The organism is Bradyrhizobium sp. B097, assembly GCF_038957035.1.
In the GTDB taxonomy this organism is placed as follows: Bacteria; Pseudomonadota; Alphaproteobacteria; order Rhizobiales; family Xanthobacteraceae; genus Bradyrhizobium.
On record NZ_CP152412.1, the window covers coordinates 4,707,182 to 4,728,233 of the forward strand.

Genomic DNA, 21,052 nt, shown 5'->3' on the forward strand with positions numbered 1-21,052 from the left:
AAAAAGACGTGGATGCCCGGCACAAGGCCGGGCATGACTTGTCGAAACGGACCTAGATTCTCCAGATGCGCCCCAGCCTGCTCAATCCGCTGTTTGCCCAGGTCACGACCCTCCAGGGTGTCGGCCCGAAGCAGGACAAGCTGCTGCGCTATCTGCTCGACCGCAGCGAGACGCCGCGGCTGGTGGATCTGCTGCTGCATTTGCCGGCGAGCGTGATCGATCGGCGCGCGCGGCCGAAGATCCGCGACGCCGCGGTCGGAACCATGGTGACGCTCGAGGTCACCGTCGACCGCCATCGCCCCCCGCCGCCGCGCAATTCGCGCGCGCCCTACCTCGTCTATGCCAGCGACGACACCGGTGACGTCGTGCTGACCTTCTTCCGCGCCCAGCCCGGCTATGTCGAAAAGCTGCTGCCGGTCGGCGAGAAGCGCTACGTCTCCGGCACGCTGGCGATGTATGACGGCATCCCGCAGATCGTGCATCCCGACCGCGTCGTCGATGAGGCCGGCTTCGCAAAACTGTCCGGCATCGATCCGGTCTATCCGCTGACCGAGGGGCTCGCGATCGGCTCGCTCCGCCGCGCCATCGCGCAGGCGCTGACCAAGCTGCCGGACCTGCCGGAGTGGATCAGTCCCGAGGTGCTGCGCCGTTGCAACTTCCCGCCGATCAGGGAGGCGCTGACCCGCGTCCATGTTCCGGTCGAGCTGACCGACATCCTACCCGACGGCCCGTTCTGGTCGCGGCTTGCGTTCGACGAACTGCTCGCCGGCCAGCTCGCGCTGGCGCTGATCCGCGCCACGCTGCGCCGCCCCGCCGGCGTCCGCAACGCCGGCGACGGCCACCTGCGCAATCGGATCATCGATGCCCTGCCCTATGCGCTGACCAAGTCACAGCAGCAGGCGGTCGCGGCGATCATCGCGGACCTGCAACAGCCGGTGCGGATGTTGCGCCTCGTGCAGGGCGATGTCGGTTCCGGCAAGACCGTGGTGGCACTGCTGGCGGCCGCCGCCGTCGCCGAAGCCGGCAAGCAGGCCGCGCTGATGGCGCCGACCGAAATCCTGGCGCGCCAGCACATCAAGACCATCGCGCCGCTCGCCGAGCGCGCCGGCATGCGCGTCGCCATCCTCACCGGCCGCGAGAAAGGCAAGGAGCGCCGCGAGCTATTGGCCCAGCTCGAAGCCGGGGAGATCGACCTGTTGGTCGGCACCCACGCGCTGATCCAGGACGACGTGATCTACAAGGCGCTGGCGCTCGCCGTGGTCGACGAGCAGCATCGCTTCGGCGTGCGCGAGCGCCTCGCGCTGACCTCCAAGGGCGAGGCCGTCGACGTGCTGGTGCTGAGCGCCACCCCGATCCCGCGCACGCTGGTGTTGACCTATTTCGGCGACATGGACGTCTCGGAGCTGCGCGAAAAGCCCGCCGGCCGCCAGCCGATCGACACCCGCGCGGTGCCGATGAGCCGGATCGAGGATGTCATGGACGGCGTCGGCCGCGCGCTCAGTGCCGGCAAGCTGGTCTACTGGATCTGCCCGCTGGTCGATGAATCCGAGGCCGAGGGCACCGAGCACCTCACCAACGCGACCGAACGTTTCGAGTCGCTACAGAAGCGGTTCGGCGATCGCGTCGGCCTTGTGCACGGCCAGATGAAGGGCACCGAGAAGGATCGCGTGATGGCGCAATTTGCCGCGCACGAGATCGGGCTCCTGGTCGCGACGACCGTCGTTGAGGTCGGCGTCGACGTGCCCGCGGCGACCATCATGGTGATCGAGAACGCCGAACGTTTTGGCCTTGCGCAATTGCATCAGCTGCGCGGCCGCATCGGCCGCGGCTCGGAAGCCTCGACCTGCCTTTTGCTCTACAAAGAGCCGCTCGGCGAGATGTCGAAGGCGCGGCTGAAAGTGATCCGCGAGACCACGGACGGCTTCCGGATCGCCGAGGAAGATCTGAAGCTGCGCGGCGAAGGCGACGTGCTCGGCATCCGCCAGAGCGGCCTGCCCGGCTATCGCATCGCGCGCTCCGAGGTGCACGGTCAGCTCATCACCCAGGCGCGCGACGAGGCGCTGCGGATCATGAAGGACGATCCGAAGCTGAAAGGCGAACGCGGCGAAGCGCTGCGTTGCCTGCTCTATCTCTATGAGCGCGACGAGGCCGTGCCGTTGATCGGCGCGGGGTAGCGGCCGCCACCGTCATTGCGAGCGAAGCGAAGCAATCCATCCCTCCACGTATGCGGAGCCATGGATTGCTTCGTCGCTTCGCTCCTCGCAATGACGGTGTATACTTACGGCTGGGGGATAACCATGAAACAACCGTGCGTATACATCTTTGCGAATAAGCGTCACGGCACCATTTACACCGGCGTCACCGCCAATCCGCCCAAGCGCGCGTTTGAGCATCGCGAGGGATTGGTGAAGGGATTCTCGGCCAAATATGGATGCAGGATGCTGGTCTGGTACGAGCTACACGAAACGATGTACGACGCGATCACGCGGGAAAAACAAATCAAGGCCGGCAGTCGCGCGAAGAAGATCGCGCTGATCGAGGCGCAGAATCCAAATTGGAACGACCTCTACGACACGCTGATCTAGGTGCCCTCAGCGCCCCTCCGCCGTCATTGCGAGCGAAGCGAAGCAATCCATCCCTCCACGTACGCGGAGCCATGGATTGCTTCGTCGCTTCGCTCCTCGCAATGACGGGGATAGAGCGGAGGGTCCTACTCCACCTTCGCCGGCGCGGGTTGCGTGGCCGGCTGCAACGAGGCCTGGTTGGCGACGCGGGCAGCGTTGGCCATGCCGGCGAGCGCCGCGGCGCGCTGCTTCTGATCGTTGCTGCCAGGCTGCACCACGCCGGCCGACATGATCAGCGTCGCGGCATCCTCGGTGCTCATCTCGATCTCGATGATCTTGCTCCTCGGCACGTAGAAGAAGAAGCCGGTGGTCGGGTTCGGCGCACATGGCAGGAACACCGAGATATGCTCCTCCTCCCCGGGCAGGCTGGCCGCGAGCTCGGCGCTCGGCGCCTGCGAGATCAGCACGATCGACCACATCCCGGGCGAAGGAAACTCGACCAGGCCGACGCGGCGAAAGCTCGAGCCGTTGCCAGAGAACAGCGTCTCGAACACCTGCTTGAGGCCGCGATAGATCGCACGCACCGCAGGAATCCGTCCGAGCAGCCGCTCGCCGAGATCGACCAGGGTCCGCCCGATCAGGTTGGCGGTGAGGAAGCCGAGCAGCGTCAGCGCGATGACGGCGACGATCAGGCCGGAACCCGGCAATCCGAACGGCAGATAGGTTTCCGGCCGGTAGGCCGTGGGCACGAACGGCCGGACCAGATTGTCGACCCAGTTCACGAACCACCAGGTCAGATAGAAGGTGATGGCGATCGGCCCGGCCACCACCAGGCCGGTCAGGAAATAGTTGCGGAACCGCGCCATCAGCCCACGGGGAGCGTCCGGGGGCAGTTCACCTGGCGCGGGGGGAGGCACTTTGTTGGACGTCATTGCTGTTCCAGATCGTCGAAGCGGCCGTCCTCACCAGCATGATCCGGAAAAGTGCGCCGCGGATTTCCGAAAAGATCGTGCATAAACAAAAGGCTAGCGCGAGATGATGAACCTGTCCCGAACTTCGGCGCGCAGCACCCCTGAGCTAAGCCATTCTAGCAGGTTTTTGAAGGGCTGCGTGACAGCGTCACTTGCGGCTATTCGACCGTGACCGATTTGGCCAGATTGCGGGGCTGATCGACGTCGGTGCCCATCACCACGGCAGTATGATAGGCGAGCAACTGCACCGGAACGGCATAGACCATCGGCGCGAAGGTCGCCCCCATGTCCGGCATCACGATCGTCACCAGCGACTGGATGGTCGCCTCCGCGGCGCCCTTCGCGTCGGTCATCAGGATGATCTTGCCGCCGCGGGCGGCGACCTCCTGCATGTTGGAGACGGTCTTCTCGAACACCTTGTCATAGGGTGCGATCACCACGACCGGCATGTGCTCGTCGATCAGCGCGATCGGCCCGTGCTTGAGCTCGCCGGCGGCGTAGCCCTCGGCATGGATGTAGGAGATTTCCTTCAGCTTCAGCGCGCCTTCCAGCGCCAGCGGATAGCTGGTGCCGCGGCCGAGATAGAGCACGTCGCGCGACTTCGAGATCTCGCGCGCCAGCTTCTCGATCTGCGGCTCGGATGTGAGCGCTTCCGACATCAGCCGCGGGATCTCGACCAGGCCATGCACCAGCTTGGCCTCGTCGGCATCGGACAGCTCGCCGCGCGCCTTGCCGGCGGCAACCGCAAGCGCGGCCAGCACCATCAGCTGGCAGGTGAACGCCTTGGTCGAGGCGACGCCGATCTCGGGACCTGCGAGCGTCTGCAGCACGGTCTCGCTTTCGCGCGCGATCGTCGAGGTTGGCACGTTGACGACGGAGAGCGTGTGCGCGCCCTGCGCCTTGGCGTAACGCAGCGCCGCCAGCGTGTCAGCCGTCTCGCCCGACTGCGAGATGAAGATCGCGAGGTCGCCCTTGCGCAGCGGCGCCTCGCGGTAGCGGAATTCGGAGGCGACATCGAGTTCGACCGGAACGCGTGCCAGCCGCTCCAGCCAATATTTTGCGACAAAGCCGGCATAGCTCGCGGTGCCGCAGGCCGTGATCGAGATGCGCTGGATATCCTTGAAGTCGAACGGCAGCTTGACCGGCATGCTGACGCGCTCGGTCGCCATGTCGACATAACGCGAGAGCGTGTGCCCGACCACTTCGGGCTGCTCGTGGATCTCCTTCGCCATGAAGTGGCGATAATTCGCCTTGTCGACCAAAGCGGTCGCTGTGGTGTGCTTGATCGCCTCGCGATGGACGATGGCGTTGTCCTTGTCGAAGATGGTGGCACCCTTGCGGGTCAGCACCACCCAGTCGCCGTCCTCGAGATAGCTGATTGTATCGGTGAACGGCCCAAGCGCGATCGCGTCCGAGCCGAGATACATCTCGCCCTCGCCGTGGCCGACCGCGAGCGGCGGGCCGTTGCGGGCGCCGATCATCAGATCGTCCTCGCCGGCGAAGATGAAGCCGAGCGCGAACGCGCCGCGCAGCTGCGACAGCACCGCCCTCACCGCCTCGATCGGCTTGACGCCGCCTTTGAGCAGGTTGTCGACCAGATGCACCACGACTTCGGTGTCGGTCTCGGTCGCGAACACCGCGCCCTTGTGCTCGAGATGCTCGCGCAGCTCACGGAAGTTCTCGATGATGCCGTTATGCACAACGGCGACGCGTTCGGTGGCGTGCGGATGCGCGTTGTTCTCGGTCGGCCGGCCATGGGTGGCCCAGCGGGTATGGCCGATGCCAGTGTGCCCGCCGAGCGGCTGGGCCTGCAGCCGGGTCTCGAGATTCTTCAGCTTGCCCTCGGCGCGACGCCGCGCCAGGGAGCCGTTCTCCAGCGTGGCGACACCGGCGGAATCATAACCGCGATACTCCAACCGCTTGAGCGAATCCACCAGTTGCTCCGCGACCGGAGCGCGTCCAAGAATGCCGACGATGCCGCACATGCGGTTCAATGTCCCCAAAAATCGCCGAAAATTTGCCAAAGCGGCGACACGGTCCCTTAACGGGAATCGCCGGTCGCAAGATACTCAATAATTATTGCCGATTGCGACAGTCTTAAACGGCAAGGTTGATGCGAAAGGCTGGTTAATCGGGGCTAACTAGTTTGGCAAGGGCGTGTCCATGTCGTCTAAGACAGCGGCGTCCCCCGAGCCTTTCACCCAGACATCTTGGCGTAGGTGAACAAGCCCACGGCGGTCCAAAATATCATCCCGCTGAACATCGATACGAGGTCGTGCGGTTTCAGACCGGCGAGCCCCCATAGCCCTCTACCGGTCTTGGTCAGGAACGCATCAAGCACCAATTCGCCGAGGCCGCGGACGAGACCGTCGATCACGGTTCCCATCCCCGACCGCGCAACCACACGTCCCAGCACGTCACGAGCATGTCGTGCAATCCGTTCTTGAGGAAAAACAGATAGAGCGCGAACAGCAGCACGAAGCTGAGTGGATCGTTGCCCAAGGAAACGAACTCAGCTTGGTCGCGTGTCTTCCGGGACAACACCGCAAGCTGTCCGGTCTCGGCCCATTGGTAGAGTCGCGCGACGCTGAAGTACGTCACCAGACAGCAAAAGATCCCGATCAGAACGGTGCTGGCAATTTTTCGCATGATGCGTTTTGCCCCACCGCCCCCTAAGGCGCGTCAAACCGGTGGCGGCAAATGCTTCAGATCGCGTCAACGCACCATTAACGCCTCTCGGCGAGGGGCCGCCGCCGGAGGGTGCGCGGCCTGTCGCGCGACCCGCGACGATCGAGGTGCTGTCCATCTCGGGCATCCCCGATCAGTTCGAGCTCGCGATCGCTGCCGACGCGTTGTCGCGGGCCTGTCGCATCAACGCGAAGGCCGACAACCGGATCGAGGTCGCCTTCACCTGACCGACGGCGCGGGATTATCTCTAAAGGCGATCTCTGGTCGTCATTCCGGGGCTCGCGAAGCGAGAGCCCGGAATCCATTTCACCACCGATTCTGGGGCCTGATGGATTCCGGGCTCGCGCCAGGGGGCGCGCCCTCAGGTGCGCAATTGCGCACCGGGGAATGACGAGAGAATAGCGGTCGGCGTTGATTGCAACCCAGGCGTCCGTTCAAGACGCTCTATTGTTCGACCTGGTAGAGCCGCCATCGCTCCGGCACGCCTTTGAGCTGGTGCGCGCCGCGATCCTTGAAACGGATTTCGGACTCCCGCATCAGATCCTTGACTGCGCTCGAGACCAGCACCTCGCCGGCACGTGCCTTGGCGGCGACGCGCGCACCGATGTGAAACGCGAGACCGATGACCTCCGCGCCGCTCACCTTGTATTCGCCCGCGTGCAATCCCACCCTGATCTCGAGCCCCAGCGTGCGCACGGCCTTAACGATCGCGGTCGCGCAACTGATCCCGGCAGCGGGCGCGCGGAACGTCGCCAGCACACCGTCTCCCGTCGTCACGACCTCCTTGCCGCGCAAGGCCTTCAGCTCGCGGCGAACGGCGGCGTAGTAGTGATTCATCACCGTCGCCCAGCGCGAGTCACCGAGCCGCGCGGCCTTTTCGGTGGATCGGACGATGTCGACAAAGAGGATGGTGGCGAGCGCCTGCTTGAGCTCCGAGCCTCGGTCCACGGTCCGGCGCCGGTTCGCAATGTTTCCCGTCAGCGGTTCATAGCTATGGCTGCGCCGCCGCGCGACGGCCGCCTTGGAGTAATCCTGGGCGCGCTGCACCGTGCGGCAGCGAATGGTTTTTTCCTGCGGTGGAAACGTCCAGTAGACCTTTCGCCCGGCTCCGGCGCCCTGCACCTCCACGGCGCCCCATTTCAGGAAGACCGTCGAGCCAGTCCGTCGAATGCACCATGCCTTTGACGTGTACCCGGACACGTTCGACTGATGCACTCCGATGCGAAGGAATTTGGGCATGAGCGTCCGGCCGATCGAACGAGCGCTTGGGGGCTAACCTGGAGTAAAGCGTAGCCATACATTTCCGCATTGGCAACGGTGCTCGTTTCCGCACCGATCAAAAGCTCTGCGATGTCCGAGATCCAGCTTTTGGTCAGCTCCGGTATTCGCGCCTCTGCCCATTCGATACGACGTCAGCGTCGACCGAGAGAATTGCCTCGTCCTGCGCTTTTGCCATCGGCTGTTCTTCATCGCGAAATCGTGCCGGGGTCAGCCGACTGCGGTCGACCGTCATGCCAAAGATGTCGAAGCGATTGTAGTAGCCGACCACGTCGTGAAACTGCTTCGGCTCGACGCAGCGATTGAGATCGATCTCCGCGTAGGCGATCCCTTCCTGGTCCTGCAATTCATCGCCAAAGACACCACCCGTCGGATCGACGAAGAAACTCGCTGCACGCGGCGTCTGGTCGATCACGTCGGCGATGGTTCTGTCGCGTTCAATCAGGAAGGCCCGCATCGGCTGGTCCATGTAGCCGGCGGTGACGATCCCGAATACCTTGGCTTCGAAGCAGTGGGCGCTGGCCCGGATGCGGTTGGCGGCGACGTTGTCGAAATTGCCGCCGCCTGCCGGGCGGCGCGTGGGCCACATCGGCGGCCAGCTCGAGATGTGCACCTGTTCACCCTGCGCCATCAGTGCGAAGCGGGCCAACGGATTGGTATTCTCGCCACAGATCAACCCACCGATCCGGCCCTGCCGCGTCTCCGCGACCTTGAGGCCCGCGCCGTCCCCCGACGACCACACCAGCTTCTCATAGAAGGTCGGAACCAGCTTGCGGTGATGAACCAGAATTTCGCCGGTCTCGCCGATCAGCAGGTTCGAGTTCCACAGCCCACCAACGCTGACGGCCGAGCGCTCGCTGATGCCGATCGAGACGGTGACGCCGAGGCCGCGCGCCTCGGCGCACAGCCGCGCCACTTCCGGTCCGTCCACCAGCACGGACTGCTCCGCCATCCGCACGAACAGATCGTGATTGTCGATCGGCGGCCACAGCGCGGCCCAGACCGGAAAGGCGGGAATGTAGGTTTCGGGAAACGCGATCAGCTCGGCGCCGGCCCTGGCTGCCTCGCACATGATGGCGATCGCCTTTTCGGTGGTCGCCCGGCTGTCGAGGAAGACGGGCGCGGCGTGGACGGCGGCAGCCTTGAAACGAGGGAGCATGACGAAAATTCCGGCTAGAGCGTTTTCCCGCGAAATGGATACCGGTTCGCACGAAGAAAACGCGTCAAAACAAGATCTAGAGCTCCGTTCCGATCCAATCGGAACGGAAAAGCTTTAGGACCAGGGAGGCGAAGCGGTATCATCCCTGCCTTCCCGGTATGCATGGGAATTGTCGCAAGGTCGGTTGCGAAGGATCGGAGCCGTCTGCGCGTTGGAACGGGAATTGCTTTGCTGACAGGGGCCGTAAATCCGGAGGCAGGTCATGTTCGATACGATCAACTGGGACGATTTGCGGGTCTTCCTCTGCGCCGCTCGCGCCGGAAATTTGAGTCAGACCGCAAAGCGGCTGCGGCTGGATCATTCCACCGTGAGCCGGCGGATCGCCCAGATGGAAGCTTCGCTCGGCATCGCGGTGTTCGAACGCCACCGCACCGGGCTCAAGCTCAACGAAGTCGGCGAGCGCTTGCTGCGTCATGCCGAGCGGGTCGAGAGTGCGGTGATCGCCATTCGTGAGGAGGCCAGCGCCAGCGACACCCAGGGACTGATCGGGACCGTGCGGCTCGCCACCATGGAGGGGATCGCCTCGCTTTATCTGGCGCAACGCTTTGCGAAACTGCGTCGCACCGCGCCGCAACTCGCCGTCGAGCTCGTCACGTCGGCGCAGACGGTCTACGTGCACAAGCGCGAAGCCGATCTGTTCGTGTCGTTCTTCCGGCCACCCGGTCCGGGCCTGATCTCCGAGCGCATCGGCAAGTTTCGGCTAGGGCTGTTCGCAAGCCAGAGCTATCTCGACAATCACGGCACGCCAGCAAGCCTTCGCGACCTCGCCGATCATTGGTTCGTCTCCTACATCGAGGATCTGATCCAGGTCGATTCGGTGCGCTGGCTTGCCGACGTCATCGAGGAGCCGAAGGTCGCCTTCCACTCCAACAGCATGATCGCACAGATGAACGCCGCGGCGGGCGGCCTCGGCATCGTCATGCTGCCGAGCTTTGCCACCAACGACCGGCCCGACCTGATCCCCGTGCTGCCCACCCTCGCCGGCACCGTTCGCGAGGTCTGGCTCAACGTCCACAGTGACCTGCAATTTGCCCCGCGCATCCGCGCCGTCCGCGCGTTTCTCAAAAATACCCTGAAGCAGGACCCCGACATGCAGGTCACGCTGGCCGATGCCCTGCCGCAGCCGCGCACGGCAGATTGCAAAAATCCATAGTTCCCTTCCATCGGAGCCCGGCTGAAGCTCGTCCGATTGGCGCAAGGTCGCGCGCGCTGAAGTTTTGAGGGGGCAAGCATGAACGTGGTTATTCCCGGCAAGTCCGATCCGGCGCCGAGCGTCAGCGCCTTGGCCAAGAAACTGACCAGGAAGCGGCTGATCGTCGCGCTCGTGCTCAGTGCCGCGATGATCGTGATCTATTTCAGCTTCATGGGGCTGTTCGCGTTCGACAAGCCGCTGCTCGGCACCATCCTGATGCCCGGCCTGTCGCTCTGCATTGTGCTCGGCCCGCTCGTCATCATCTCCTCCTTCGCGCTCTGCCTAGTCTACGTGCTGTGGGCGAACCGGGTGTTCGATGCCGGCATCCGCAATCTTCGCTGAAGGGACCAGAGCAAGATGGGCAGCAGCACGCTTTCGATCGGGTTCTTCTTCGCCTTCATGGCGTTGACACTGGCGATCACTTATTGGGCCGCGCGGCGCACGCGCACCACCGAACACTTCTTCGCCGCCGGCGGCCAGGTCACGCCGTGGCAGAACGGCTGGGCACTCGCAGGTGACTTCCTGAGCGCCGCCGCCCTGCTCGGCATTGCCGGCATCGTCACCTCAAACGGCTTCGACGGCATGATCTATTCGATCGGGTGGCTGGTCGGCTGGCCGATCATCCTGTTCCTGATCGTCGAACCGTTGCGCAACGTCGGCCGCTTCACCTTCGCTGACGTCGTGGCCTATCGGCTGCGCCAGCGCCCGGTGCGCCTCGCCGGCGCCGTCGGGACACTTGCCGTCATCCTGTTCTACCTGATCGCCCAGATGGTCGCGACGGGATCGCTGATCAAGCTGCTGTTCGGCCTGCCCTACACCTGGTCGGTCGTCGTGGTCGGCAGCGTCATGCTGGTCTATGTGCTGTTCGGCGGCATGTTGGCGACGACCTGGGTGCAGGTGGTGAAGGCTGCGCTGCTGATGGGCGGTGGCATCCTGCTTGCCTTTCTCGTGTTGACCCATTTCGAGATGAACCCGCTCAAGCTGTTCGCCGCGGCGTCCGAGAAATACGGCACCAAGGTCCTGCAGCCGGGATCCAAGGTGGTCTCGGGCCAGTGGGATGCCATCTCGCTCGGGCTCGGCCTGATGTTCGGGACCGCCGCGATGCCGCATGTGCTGATGCGGGCCTATACGGTGAAGGATGCCAAGGCCGCGCGGCTGTCGATCCTCTATGCCACCGGCCTGATCGGCGTCTTTCATCTGATGGTCTTCATCATCGGCTTTGGCGCCATGGTGCTGGTCGGCGCCGACGCGGTGGCAAAGGCCGGAGGCGGCGGTAACATGGCAGCGCCCCTGCTCGCGCTCGCGGTCGGCGGTAATGCCTTCTTCGGCTTCATCTGCGCGGTCGCGTTCGCAACCATGCTCGCCGTCGTCGCCGGGCTGACGCTGTCGGGCGTCGCCACGCTCTGCCACGACGTCTGGACCAATGTGATCCGCAATGGCAGCGCTTCCGAGGCCGAGCAGCTCAAGGTCGCGCGCGTCGCGACCGTCATGATTTCGATCTTCGCCATCTTCCTCGGCATCGCGTTCGAGGGCCAGAACGTCGCCTTCATGGCGGGCCTCGCGTTCTCGATCGCCTGCGCCGCCAACTTCCCCTCGCTGGTGCTCGCCATCACCTGGCGCCGTTTCACGACGCCTGCAGCCGTGGCGAGCATCCTTGTCGGCACGCTGAGCTCGCTGGTGCTGATCTATCTGTCGCCGACCATCCAGGTCGACATTCTCGGCAAGCCGCTGGCCGCGGTCGAGCATCAATGGTGGTTCGTGTCGCTGCGCAATCCGGCGATTATCAGCATGCCGCTATCGTTCGCCGTCGCGATCCTGCTATCGCTGGTCACGCGGGAGAAGAACGCCGATCTCGCCTTTGACGAGATGCAGCGGCGCATCCTGCTCGGACCGGTTCAGCCGGACACCAGCGCGCAGGGCCAGGTGAAGAGTGCGGCCTGAACCGCGGCGCGCAGAGCGAGATGTCGCGATAGCGCGGATGTGTGGCTCACATATCGTGCAACACACTCAGTGTCGTCCTGGCGAAAGCCAGGACCCATTACCCCAAATGCCAATCGCTGCGCGACGCTAAGGAAACAATCCCTCTCACAATCAGATACGGTGGTTATGGGTCCTGGCTTTCGCCAGGACGACGATTGGGGGGATTGGGGGCTCGAATCTATTACCGTTCTGCCGGCACAATGGCGAAGCCGTTGTGCCCACCTGACGGCGATCACACCAGCCCTTACTTCCCCTTCGCAGCCTTCGCCTTCAGCTTCGCCGCGCGATAGCGGGCGGCGCCGCCTTCGCGGATCGACTGTTCGCTGCGCTCGAGCGCCATCGCGTCGTCGGGGACGTCCTTGGTGATGACGGAGCCCGAGCCGATATAGGCGCCGTTGCCGATCGTCACCGGTGCGACCAGCGAGGTGTTGGTGCCGATGAAGGCGCCCTCGCCGATCAGCGTCTTGTGCTTGAGGAAACCGTCATAGTTGCAGGTGATGGTGCCGGCGCCGAGATTGGAATTGGCGCCGACATGGGCGTCGCCGACATAGGAGAGATGGTTGACCTTGACGCCGGCCTCCAGCGTCGCGGCCTTGGTCTCCACGAAATTGCCGATCCGCGCGCCGTCGCCGAGCGAGGTGCCGGGCCGCAGCCGGGCATAGGGACCGACCGACACCTTCTTGCCGATGCGGGCCTCGACGATGTGCGAGAAGGAATGGATCACGGCGCCGTCGTCGATCGAAACGCCCGGTCCGATCACCACGAACGGCTCGATCACAACGTCCCTGCCGAATTTGGTGTCGGCGGCGAGATAGACGGTGTCCGGCGCGATCAGGGTCACGCCGGCCTCGAGCGCCTGCTTGCGCAGCCGCGCCTGCATCACGGCCTCCGCCTCGGCGAGCTGTGTCTTGGTGTTGATGCCGCGCACTTCGTCTTCGCTGGTTTCGATCACGACGGCCTCCAGTCCCAATTCCCTGACGATGCCGACGGCATCGGTCAGATAATATTCGCCCTTGGCATTGGCATTGCCGATCTTCTCGATGATCGCGAGCGCCTTGCTGCCGTCGAACGCCATCACGCCGGCATTGCACAGCGTGATCTTGCGCTCCTCGGGGCCGGCATCGGCATGCTCGCGGATCGCAATCAGCTTGCCGTTCTCGGTCACCAGCCGGCCGTAGCCGGTCGGGTCGGCGGCGTGGAAACCGAGCACCGCAAGCGCGGCGCCATCGCGCAGCGGCGCACGCATCCGCGCAAAGGTCTCGGCCGAGATCAGCGGCGTGTCGCCGAACGCGACCAAGAGGTCGTCGGCGCCGCGGGCGAGCGCCTCGCGCGCCGCCAGCATCGCATGCGCCGTGCCGAGCCGCTCGCGCTGCACGAAGGTCTGCGCGTCGGGCCGCACCCGGCGCGCCTCGGCGGCGACCGCCTCGTGGTCGGGACCGATCACGACCGCGAGCTGTGATCCCTCGCCGGAGGCGGCGGCATCGAGCACATGCGCCAGCAGCGACTGCCCGGCCACCGGGTGCAGCACCTTCGGCAGCGACGAGCGCATCCGCGTGCCCTCTCCGGCCGCAAGTACCACTGTCAGGCTCGTACGCGTAGTCATTCGGCATCCTCGATGGTTCGCGCAGTCAACTGCGCAACGCTTTCTTTGAGGCCGTCTTTAATTGTTTTCCCCGGCAGAAGAAACCGATTCGCCTCCGTGGCCTCTCAGATTCAAGTTCCCGGTCCATTTCCTGTTAATCTTTGCCTCGTGATTCGGCGGGCCTTGAGGAGGGCCAAGCGGGCTTTGGCCAAAGATCCCGATAATCTGGCGGCGGATTTCGACACCGAAAGCACCACCGGCTTTTTGGCCGAGGAGGATGCTTTCGATCGCCGCATGCTGTGGCGGCTCGGCTCGTGGGGCGTGGCTGCGGTCGGCGCCGTCAGCATCGCCGTGATGGCCAACCAGTCCGCGCTGACGCTGCGGCGCGATCAGGTCGCCGCATCTGATATCGCGCGCCAGGCCCAGCAGTTGCAGACGCTGGCGAAGGAGAGCCACAACGAGACGCGGCGGCTGGCATCCGCGATCGATACGCTCAACGGCGACCGCGACCGGCTGTATTCGCGCGTCACCACGCTGGAACAGGGTCTCGACTCCGTGACCGGCACGATCGCCAAACAGCCGGTGGTGGCCGTGCCGGCACCACCACCCACTCCGGCTGCGGCGCCTGCTACGCCGCCAGCTTCAGCCAATTTGGCGCCGGCAGTGGCGGCACCGGCCGTTGCCGCCGTCGCAACGACGCCGCCTGCCGCATCGGACAAGCCGGCCGCGACCGACAAGGTGGTGGCATCCATCGACAGCAAGGCGCCGGCGCCGGTCGAGAAGCCGGTTGCTGCGACCGAGAAGCCCATGGCGGCCGACAAGAAGCCGGCGGCCGCCGCGAGCAGGCCCCAGGTTGCTGCGGAGAAGCCGTCGGCCCCCGAGAGCTCGCCGCCGGTTTCTGCCTCCGCCCCATCAGTTGCCAGTCCGATGAGCGCCGCGGCCGCCGCGGCCAGTACCGACGAAATAAAGCCGGCCGCGCCAGCGCCCGGGGCCAAGCCGGCTGCGGACAAGCCGCTGATGGCATCGCGCGATCCTGCGCCGAACAAGGCAACCGAAGCGCCCAAGCCGCCGACCTCGAGCGATGTCAACGCCGCGCCGATCCCCCCGCAGGTGATCACACCGGATCCGGACTCCGATGTTGAAGAGGATGCGCCGAAGGCGCAGATCCAGCGCACCGAGTTCGGCGTCGATCTCGGCACGGCAAATTCGGTCAATGGACTGCGCGCGCTCTGGCGCAGCCTCTTGAAGTCGAAGGCCAACGCGCCGCTGGCCGCGCTGCGGCCGATCATCGTCATCAAGGAGAACAGCAACGGGCTCGGCATGCAGTTGCGCCTGGTGGCCGGACCGCTGAACGACGCCGGGACCGCCGCCAAGATTTGCGCCGGCCTCAGCCTGGTCCAGCGGACCTGCGAGACGGCGATCTACGACGGCCAGCGGCTGGCCCTGAACGAGCCGCCTGCCGGAGCCAGGCCGGCGTTGCCGCACCGGCGGGCCGCGCTGAGGCGCACCGTCGCACCGCCGCAGCCGGTTGCAGAGGAAAAGAAGCCGGAGCCGACGTCGATCTCCTCGATGTTCCGGCGGAACAGCCAATAGTCATGTCCGGCAAAGGATTGCGGCCAAATTCTCAACCGATTTCGCTGCTTTGACCGAGCCTTGTCCGAAACCCCGTTCCCGACCATAGTGCCGCGATGACAAAACCTCCGTTCCGCCTCTCCCCCTATCAGGTCCAGTTCCTGATGGTCGTGGGCTTCGTCACCGTCGGCTACGCGCTGTACGTGCGCTATCTCGCCATCGAATTCTCGCCCGTTGCACTGGCCTGCGACGCCGGCACGCAGACCATGCTGTGCAAGGCCCGCGCGCTGTCGACCGTGCTGTTCAAGAACTCGGTGTTCGGGATCACGGCGCTGGTGATTGCGGTGCTGAACCTGACGCGGCCGTCGATCGTGCTGCTCACCGTCGGCTTGATCGCAGCCGCGCTCGGGATCGTGCTCTACAATGTCGTGCTGTCGGGGCTCGCGATCGGGCTGTTCATCCTGGGTTTTGCGCGGCCCGCGCCCGCCACAGCGTAGCGGCGAGCAGGAGGTACATCACGCAGGTCCAGTCCGACTGCCAGTTGATCGTGCCCTCGTTGAACATCGTGTAGAGCGCGGCGATCGCCAGCAGGCCGGCGAACACGGATTCCGCCAGCGGGCGGATACCTTCCTTCGGACGATTGAACATGGTGAGCAGCGCGAACGGCACCACCGCCATGGTCAGGGAAGCGTACGGAAAATCGCGGTAGCGCGGATCGAAGGCGAAGCCGAGTGCGGTCTCCGCTGCGATCACTGTGGTGATGACCAGCACGATCGCCAGCAACGCGCCGATCGCGCCCTTGCCGCGATAGTCGCGCGGCCCGACCAGCTCCAGGAAGGTCGGCAGCGAGCGCCCGGCGATCAGCGCATGCGCCGTCAACAAGGGCGATGCGATCGCGGCCGCGAGCAGCACGCCCCAATGCAGCCAGCCGCCGACGCCGTAGCTCTCGTAATACATCTTGTCGCCGGCGATCCCGAGCAGCGTCCCCGCCGTCGTCGCCGAAATCGCGACCGCGATCCAGGCCGACGGCCGCGGCGTCCAGGGCCGGCGGCGCAGCGTCAGCCAGGCCGCGAGGAAGATGGCGATCGACAGCGCCATGCCGCCCGCCATCTGCAGCTTCCACTCCGGATAGTTGCTGATCGCAACGCCGGGCGGGTACTTCACCTGCCGCTTGACCGCATCGAACAGGCCCCAATTGCCGCCAACCGTACCCTCGAGCTTGCGCTTCCAGGGTTGGTCATAGGCCTCGATCAGGTTGACCCGAAAGCCCTCGCGCTTGGCGAGATCGAGGATCTCGGACACCACCCGCGCCTGGTTGGTGCGCGATGGCAATGCGCCCTCCCGCATCCGCCCCGCGCTCGGCCAGCCGGTCTCGCCGATCAGGATCTCCTTGCCCGGGAAAGTCACTGCCATCCGCTTGCGGATATCGTCGACATGCGCCGCGGCGTACTTCGCCTTGATCGGGATGTCCTCCCAATACGGCAGGATGTGAATGGTGACGAAATCGACCGCGTCATAGATCTCGCGGTTCTTCACCCAGTATTCCCAGACGTCGGCGTAGGTGACGGGCAGATTGCCCGCCGCCGACTTCACCGCGCGGATGTTGCCGGCAAGATCGGTGGCGGTCATCTCGCCGCGCAGCAGCACCTCGTTGCCGACGATCAGCGAGGTGACGACGCCGGGATATTCCTTGGCGAGCCGGACCGCGATCGCGATCTGCTGCAAATTCTTGAAGCGGTTGCTGCTGAGCCAGATGCCCTGCATCACCTTCAGCCCGACCTTGGCCGCCACGCCCGGGACCTGGTCGAGGCCGTTCTCGATCGAATAGGTGCGCACGCAATCGGTGACCTTGGCGAGATCGGCGAGGTCCTGCTCGATCTGCTCGACCGGAACCTGCGTGGTCGGATCGAGCGGCGTCTGGGCGCCGCGGAACGGCGTGTAGGACACGCATTGCAGCTTTGCGGCAGGATCGATCGGTGCGCGCGCGAGCGTAATCGGCGTGGCGAGCCACCACCACACAGATGCAATCACTGCGAGCGAGATCAGGAGAAGCGCCAGCGGCGTACGAAGCGAAATCGGTTCCATCCTCCGGGGGACCGTCGAATTAGCCGGTCATAGCCCGTCTGCCAAGTCCAGGAATCGGTCAATACCATGGTTGTCCTGCGACAGTTTTGCGCTGGGTCGATAAAGTTGTGAGTTTGCTGGACAAAATACCAAATTCCAGTCATGGGATTCCGCCACAGTCTCCGCCGCACTGGAGACCTATTTGGACGGCATCACGCGAGCCGTTAGGATGATCCCGCAGGGGCAGGAACATATCGGGGAATGCATGCGTCGACGGCTGCTTGAGTTGAAGAACACTGCTTTGCGCCATCTTGCCGTAACGGGCCTCGTCACAGCGCTCGCGCTCTTGAACGGAGCCGGCGGCGCGTTCGCCCAGAGCGGCACGCCGAATCCGCCTGATCAGGCCAAACAGCAGCCTGGACAGCCCGACCCCAATGCCAACGCCGTGCGGGAGGCCAACCAGCGCAAGGTCGAGGAGTTCGTCGAGGCCCAGCAGGCCATCAACGGCCCGGCCGGTAATCCGGAATGCGTCTGGCTCGGCCGCCGCGTGGTCCGCCTCATGTGGAACGACGACCTCGACACCGCCTTCCGCCATCTCGACCTCTACGACCGCTTCGGCTGCCCCGGTGGCCACGTCCAGGCCGCCTTCCGCTGCCTGACCAGGTTCGGCGCCCAGATCGACGACAAGGTGCGCGGTAGCCTCGACGGCCGCATCCACGCCTGCTGGATCAACCCGGGCGCCCAGCCGCAGGCCGCGGCAGCCGCCGCGCCCACCCCGGCGCCATCGACGGCCGGCAATGCCGCGCCCGCGCCGGCAGCCTCGCCCTCACCTGCGCCGACCCCGTCGGCGACACCGGCGCCGGCATCGAAATAGCCGCATGGCGCGATTGGATCCGGCCGCGATTTTTTTTCGCGGCTGGAACGGCTTGCGCCCTTAAAACGCCATTGCGGCATACCAGTTGTTAAATCGGATGGCGGAGATATCTTTCCCTCCGCCGCTATGTTGGTCGAGCCCAGGGGACGGGTTCGCTTAGTCCTCAATCTCAGGCCCCGTATGGTTTAACCGCGATGCGCGCCGTCGTCGCCGTCCTGTTGCTTGTCACCGCCGCCCACGCCGCCCTGTGGGGTCTCTTCCAGGAGAAGCAGTCGGCGCCCGATTTCCGTGGCACGTTGCCGAGCCTGTCCTACGCCCCGTTCGAGTCCGGCCACTCCGTCGCGGACGTTGCCGCCGACAGCGAGAAGGTGCGCACCGACCTGCGAAAGCTGTCGACGCTCACCAAAGCGGTCCGCCTCTATTCGTCGACCGAAGGCAACGAGCTGGTGCCGCCGGTCGCCGCCGAGTTCGGCATGAAGGTCACGGTCGGCGCCTGGATCGACAAGGACGCCAACCGCAACAATCGCGAGCTCGAAGCCGCGATCAACCTGGCCAAGCGCAACAGCAACGTCATCGGCATCGTGGTCGGCAACGAAACCGTGTTCCGCGGCGAGCAGGTCCCGCTCGAAAACCTCGGCTCGGTTCCGGAGATCGGCGTGCCGCCTGAGGAGTCCGAGCGCATCCTCCGCGAGGAAGCGCAGCGCCTGCACGACGCGGAAACGCAGCCCGAAGACAAGCGGTCCGAAGCCGTCAAATGGGCAATCGCCGAAAGCAACGTGCATCGGCTGATCAAGGTGATCCAGCGCGTCAAGAAGTCGGTCAGCGTTCCCGTCACGACCGGCGAAATCTGGAACATCTGGCGCGACCATCCGCAGCTCGCCAATTCGTCGGACTTCATCGCCGCGCACGTGCTGCCGTACTGGGAAAACTTCACCGACAAGCAAGCGGTGGATCAGGCGGTCGACCGCTACAACCTGTTGCGCGACTCGTTCCCCGGCAAGCGCATCCTGATCGCCGAATTCGGCTGGCCGAGCCAGGGCTACAATCTGCGCAGCGCCGAGCCCGGTCCGTTCCAGCAGGCCACGGTGCTGCGCAATTTCGTCGCGCGCGCCGAAGCCATCGGCATGGACTACAACATCGTCGAAGCCATCGATCAGCCGTGGAAGTTCTTCGAAGGCGGCGTCGGTCCCTACTGGGGCATCCTCAATGCCGACCGCGATGCGAAGTTCGCGTGGACCGGCCCGGTCACCGATCTGAACTACTGGAAGATCGCGCTGGTCGCCGTGCTGGTCGGCCTCTTCATGTCGCTGCCGATCCTGCGGCTGGACCAGCCGACCGTGATGCAGGCGCTGCTGCTGTCAGCCGCCGCCAACGGTGTCGGCGCCTGGGTTGCGACCGTATTCTCGTACTGGACCACGCACTACTTCGTCTGGGGCTCAGCCTTCGCGCTCAGCCTTGGCCTCGTGCTGCTGGTTCCGCTGGTCCTGATCGCGATGGCGCGGATCGAGGAGATCGCGGCGGTGGCATTCGGCCGCGGCCCGCGCCGGCTGATCGGCAAGAGCGCGACCCTCGCACCGGCCACGATGGGCGAGAATGTGACGTTCCCGAAAGTCTCGATCCACATCCCGGCCTATTTCGAACCGGTCGAGATGCTGAAGCAGACGCTCGATGCGGTGTCGCGGCTCGACTATCCGAATTTCGAGTGCGTCTGCATCATCAACAACACGCCCGATCCCGACTTCTGGCGGCCGATCCAGGATCACTGCCGGATGCTCGGCGAGCGGTTCAAGTTCATCAATGCCGAGAAGGTGCAGGGCTTCAAGGCCGGCGCACTGCGGATTGCGATGGAGCGGACCGCGGCGGACGCCGAGATCATCGGCATCATCGACGCCGACTATGTCGTGCATCCGGACTGGCTCAAGGACCTGGTGCCGGCCTTCGCCGATCCGCGTGTCGGCCTGGTGCAGGCGCCGCAGGAGCATCGCGACGGCGACCGCTCGCTGATGCACTACATCATGAACGGTGAATATGCCGGGTTCTTCGACATCGGCATGGTCCAGCGCAACGAGTTCAATGCCATCATCGTGCACGGCACGATGTGCCTGATCCGCCGCGCCGCGATGGACAAGGCCGGCGGCTGGTCCTCTGATACGATCTGCGAGGACACCGATCTCGGCCTCTCGATCCAGCAACAGGGCTGGCTCACCCACTACACCAATGTGCGCTACGGCGAAGGCCTGCTGCCCGACACCTATGAGGCCTTCAAGAAGCAGCGCCACCGCTGGGCCTATGGCGGCTTCCAGATCGTCAAGAAGCACTGGCGGCGCTTCCTGCCCGGCGCGAGCCGGCTGACGCCGGACCAGCGCCGCGAGTTCTCGCTCGGCTGGCTCAACTGGCTGGGCGCCGAAAGCCTCGGCGTCGTGGTTGCGATCCTCAATCTGATCTGGGTCCCGATCGTCGCCTTCGCCGACATCGCGATCCCCGACAAGATCCTGACCCTTCCGATCATCGCCTCCTTCATCGTCTCGCTGTTGCACTTTGTGGTGCTCTACCGGCTGCGGGTGAACATCAAGGCGGCCCAGATGCTGGGGGCCATGATCGCGGCGATGAGCGTGCAGTGGACGGTGTCGCGCGCGGTGGCGCAGGGCCTGATCACCGAGCATCTCGCCTTCGCCCGTACCTCGAAGGGCGGCCTGTCGCGGATGTCGATCGAATTCCAGGCGTTCTGGGAAGCCGTGATCGGCGTGCTGCTCCTGGTCGGCGCCATCGTGCTTGTCGTCACCAACGGCTACAAGCAGGTGCGCGAGATCTACATCTTCGCCGGCGTGTTGGTGCTGCAAAGCCTGCCATTCCTTGCCGCGGTCTCCATCGCGATCCTGGAGAATTCGCGGATCAACGAGTTCGCGTTCTGGCGCAATAGCGCGATCCGGACCGCGGAACTGATCGGGCTCCGCCCGGTCAGCCTGCCCTCGGTCGCCGCCCCGTCGCAGCCGGTCGGCTCGGAAATCCGCCACGACAGCTGACTAACTTCAAGAAACCGGCCTAACCCGAGGCGCTAGAACGGCAAA

The 21,052-nt window shown here is 64.9% G+C and carries 17 protein-coding genes; 9 read left to right on the forward strand and 8 right to left on the reverse strand.

The window, feature by feature from the left end:
• Positions 1 to 65 precede the first annotated feature (65 nt).
• Together recG and AAFG07_RS22155 are read left to right on the forward strand one after the other, a co-directional pair.
• Positions 66 to 2,174, forward strand: a complete 2,109-nt coding sequence (recG, locus tag AAFG07_RS22150; protein WP_342722025.1) for an ATP-dependent DNA helicase RecG — start codon at positions 66 to 68, stop codon at positions 2,172 to 2,174.
• 123 nt (positions 2,175 to 2,297) lie between these two features.
• Entirely contained in the window at positions 2,298 to 2,585 is a 288-nt protein-coding gene (locus AAFG07_RS22155) for a GIY-YIG nuclease family protein (protein WP_342729214.1), read from the forward strand.
• 125 nt (positions 2,586 to 2,710) lie between these two features.
• Here AAFG07_RS22155 and AAFG07_RS22160 read toward each other — a convergent pair whose 3' ends face one another.
• From AAFG07_RS22160 to AAFG07_RS22185, 6 genes are all read right to left on the reverse strand, one after another.
• Positions 2,711 to 3,496, reverse strand: a complete 786-nt coding sequence (locus AAFG07_RS22160; RefSeq protein ID WP_342722026.1) for a DUF502 domain-containing protein — start codon at positions 3,494 to 3,496, stop codon at positions 2,711 to 2,713.
• Between the two features lie 197 nt (positions 3,497 to 3,693).
• Positions 3,694 to 5,520 (reverse strand): glutamine--fructose-6-phosphate transaminase (isomerizing), encoded by a 1,827-nt coding sequence (gene glmS / locus AAFG07_RS22165; RefSeq protein ID WP_342722027.1) that lies wholly within the window; start codon positions 5,518 to 5,520, stop codon positions 3,694 to 3,696.
• A gap of 212 nt (positions 5,521 to 5,732) precedes the next feature.
• The gene (locus AAFG07_RS22170) at positions 5,733 to 5,912 is read right to left on the reverse strand and encodes a hypothetical protein (protein WP_342722028.1); all 180 of its coding nucleotides are present in this window, start codon (positions 5,910 to 5,912) and stop codon (positions 5,733 to 5,735) included.
• Entirely contained in the window at positions 5,909 to 6,184 is a 276-nt protein-coding gene (locus tag AAFG07_RS22175) for a hypothetical protein (RefSeq protein WP_342722029.1), read from the reverse strand. Before AAFG07_RS22175 ends, AAFG07_RS22170 begins: the two co-directional genes overlap by 4 nt.
• 483 nt (positions 6,185 to 6,667) lie before the next feature.
• Positions 6,668 to 7,462, reverse strand: coding sequence for an adenylate/guanylate cyclase domain-containing protein (locus tag AAFG07_RS22180; protein WP_342722031.1), 795 nt, complete (start codon positions 7,460 to 7,462; stop codon positions 6,668 to 6,670).
• Positions 7,463 to 7,595: 133 nt separating this feature from the next.
• Complete coding sequence (locus AAFG07_RS22185; protein ID WP_342722033.1) at positions 7,596 to 8,660, reverse strand: carbon-nitrogen hydrolase family protein; 1,065 nt, start codon at positions 8,658 to 8,660, stop codon at positions 7,596 to 7,598.
• Between the two features lie 262 nt (positions 8,661 to 8,922).
• Between AAFG07_RS22185 and AAFG07_RS22190 the strand changes: the two genes are divergently transcribed.
• The 3 genes from AAFG07_RS22190 (at position 8,923) to AAFG07_RS22200 (ending at position 11,853) form a co-directional block, all read left to right on the forward strand.
• Entirely contained in the window at positions 8,923 to 9,873 is a 951-nt protein-coding gene (locus tag AAFG07_RS22190; protein WP_342722035.1) for a LysR family transcriptional regulator, read from the forward strand.
• Between the two features lie 78 nt (positions 9,874 to 9,951).
• Positions 9,952 to 10,254 (forward strand): DUF485 domain-containing protein, encoded by a 303-nt coding sequence (locus AAFG07_RS22195; RefSeq protein WP_342722036.1) that lies wholly within the window; start codon positions 9,952 to 9,954, stop codon positions 10,252 to 10,254.
• Between the two features lie 15 nt (positions 10,255 to 10,269).
• Positions 10,270 to 11,853, forward strand: coding sequence for a cation acetate symporter (locus tag AAFG07_RS22200; RefSeq protein ID WP_342722037.1), 1,584 nt, complete (start codon positions 10,270 to 10,272; stop codon positions 11,851 to 11,853).
• Positions 11,854 to 12,136: 283 nt separating this feature from the next.
• Here AAFG07_RS22200 and glmU read toward each other — a convergent pair whose 3' ends face one another.
• Complete coding sequence (glmU, locus tag AAFG07_RS22205) at positions 12,137 to 13,495, reverse strand: bifunctional UDP-N-acetylglucosamine diphosphorylase/glucosamine-1-phosphate N-acetyltransferase GlmU (protein WP_342722038.1); 1,359 nt, start codon at positions 13,493 to 13,495, stop codon at positions 12,137 to 12,139.
• Between the two features lie 183 nt (positions 13,496 to 13,678).
• Here glmU and AAFG07_RS22210 point away from each other — a divergent pair, with 183 nt between their 5' ends.
• Both AAFG07_RS22210 and AAFG07_RS22215 read left to right on the forward strand, forming a co-directional pair.
• Positions 13,679 to 15,067 (forward strand): hypothetical protein, encoded by a 1,389-nt coding sequence (locus AAFG07_RS22210; protein ID WP_342722039.1) that lies wholly within the window; start codon positions 13,679 to 13,681, stop codon positions 15,065 to 15,067.
• 95 nt (positions 15,068 to 15,162) lie between these two features.
• Positions 15,163 to 15,543, forward strand: coding sequence for a hypothetical protein (locus tag AAFG07_RS22215; protein ID WP_342722040.1), 381 nt, complete (start codon positions 15,163 to 15,165; stop codon positions 15,541 to 15,543).
• Here the strand turns inward: AAFG07_RS22215 and AAFG07_RS22220 are convergent.
• Positions 15,503 to 17,131, reverse strand: coding sequence for a beta-(1-6) glucans synthase (locus AAFG07_RS22220; protein ID WP_342722041.1), 1,629 nt, complete (start codon positions 17,129 to 17,131; stop codon positions 15,503 to 15,505). The genes AAFG07_RS22215 and AAFG07_RS22220 overlap by 41 nt on opposite strands.
• 244 nt (positions 17,132 to 17,375) lie before the next feature.
• Here AAFG07_RS22220 and AAFG07_RS22225 point away from each other — a divergent pair, with 244 nt between their 5' ends.
• Positions 17,376 to 17,984, forward strand: a complete 609-nt coding sequence (locus AAFG07_RS22225) for a beta-1-3, beta-1-6-glucan biosynthesis protein (protein ID WP_342722042.1) — start codon at positions 17,376 to 17,378, stop codon at positions 17,982 to 17,984.
• Positions 17,985 to 18,178: 194 nt separating this feature from the next.
• Positions 18,179 to 21,007 (forward strand): glycosyltransferase, encoded by a 2,829-nt coding sequence (locus tag AAFG07_RS22230; RefSeq protein WP_342722043.1) that lies wholly within the window; start codon positions 18,179 to 18,181, stop codon positions 21,005 to 21,007.
• Positions 21,008 to 21,052 lie beyond the last annotated feature (45 nt).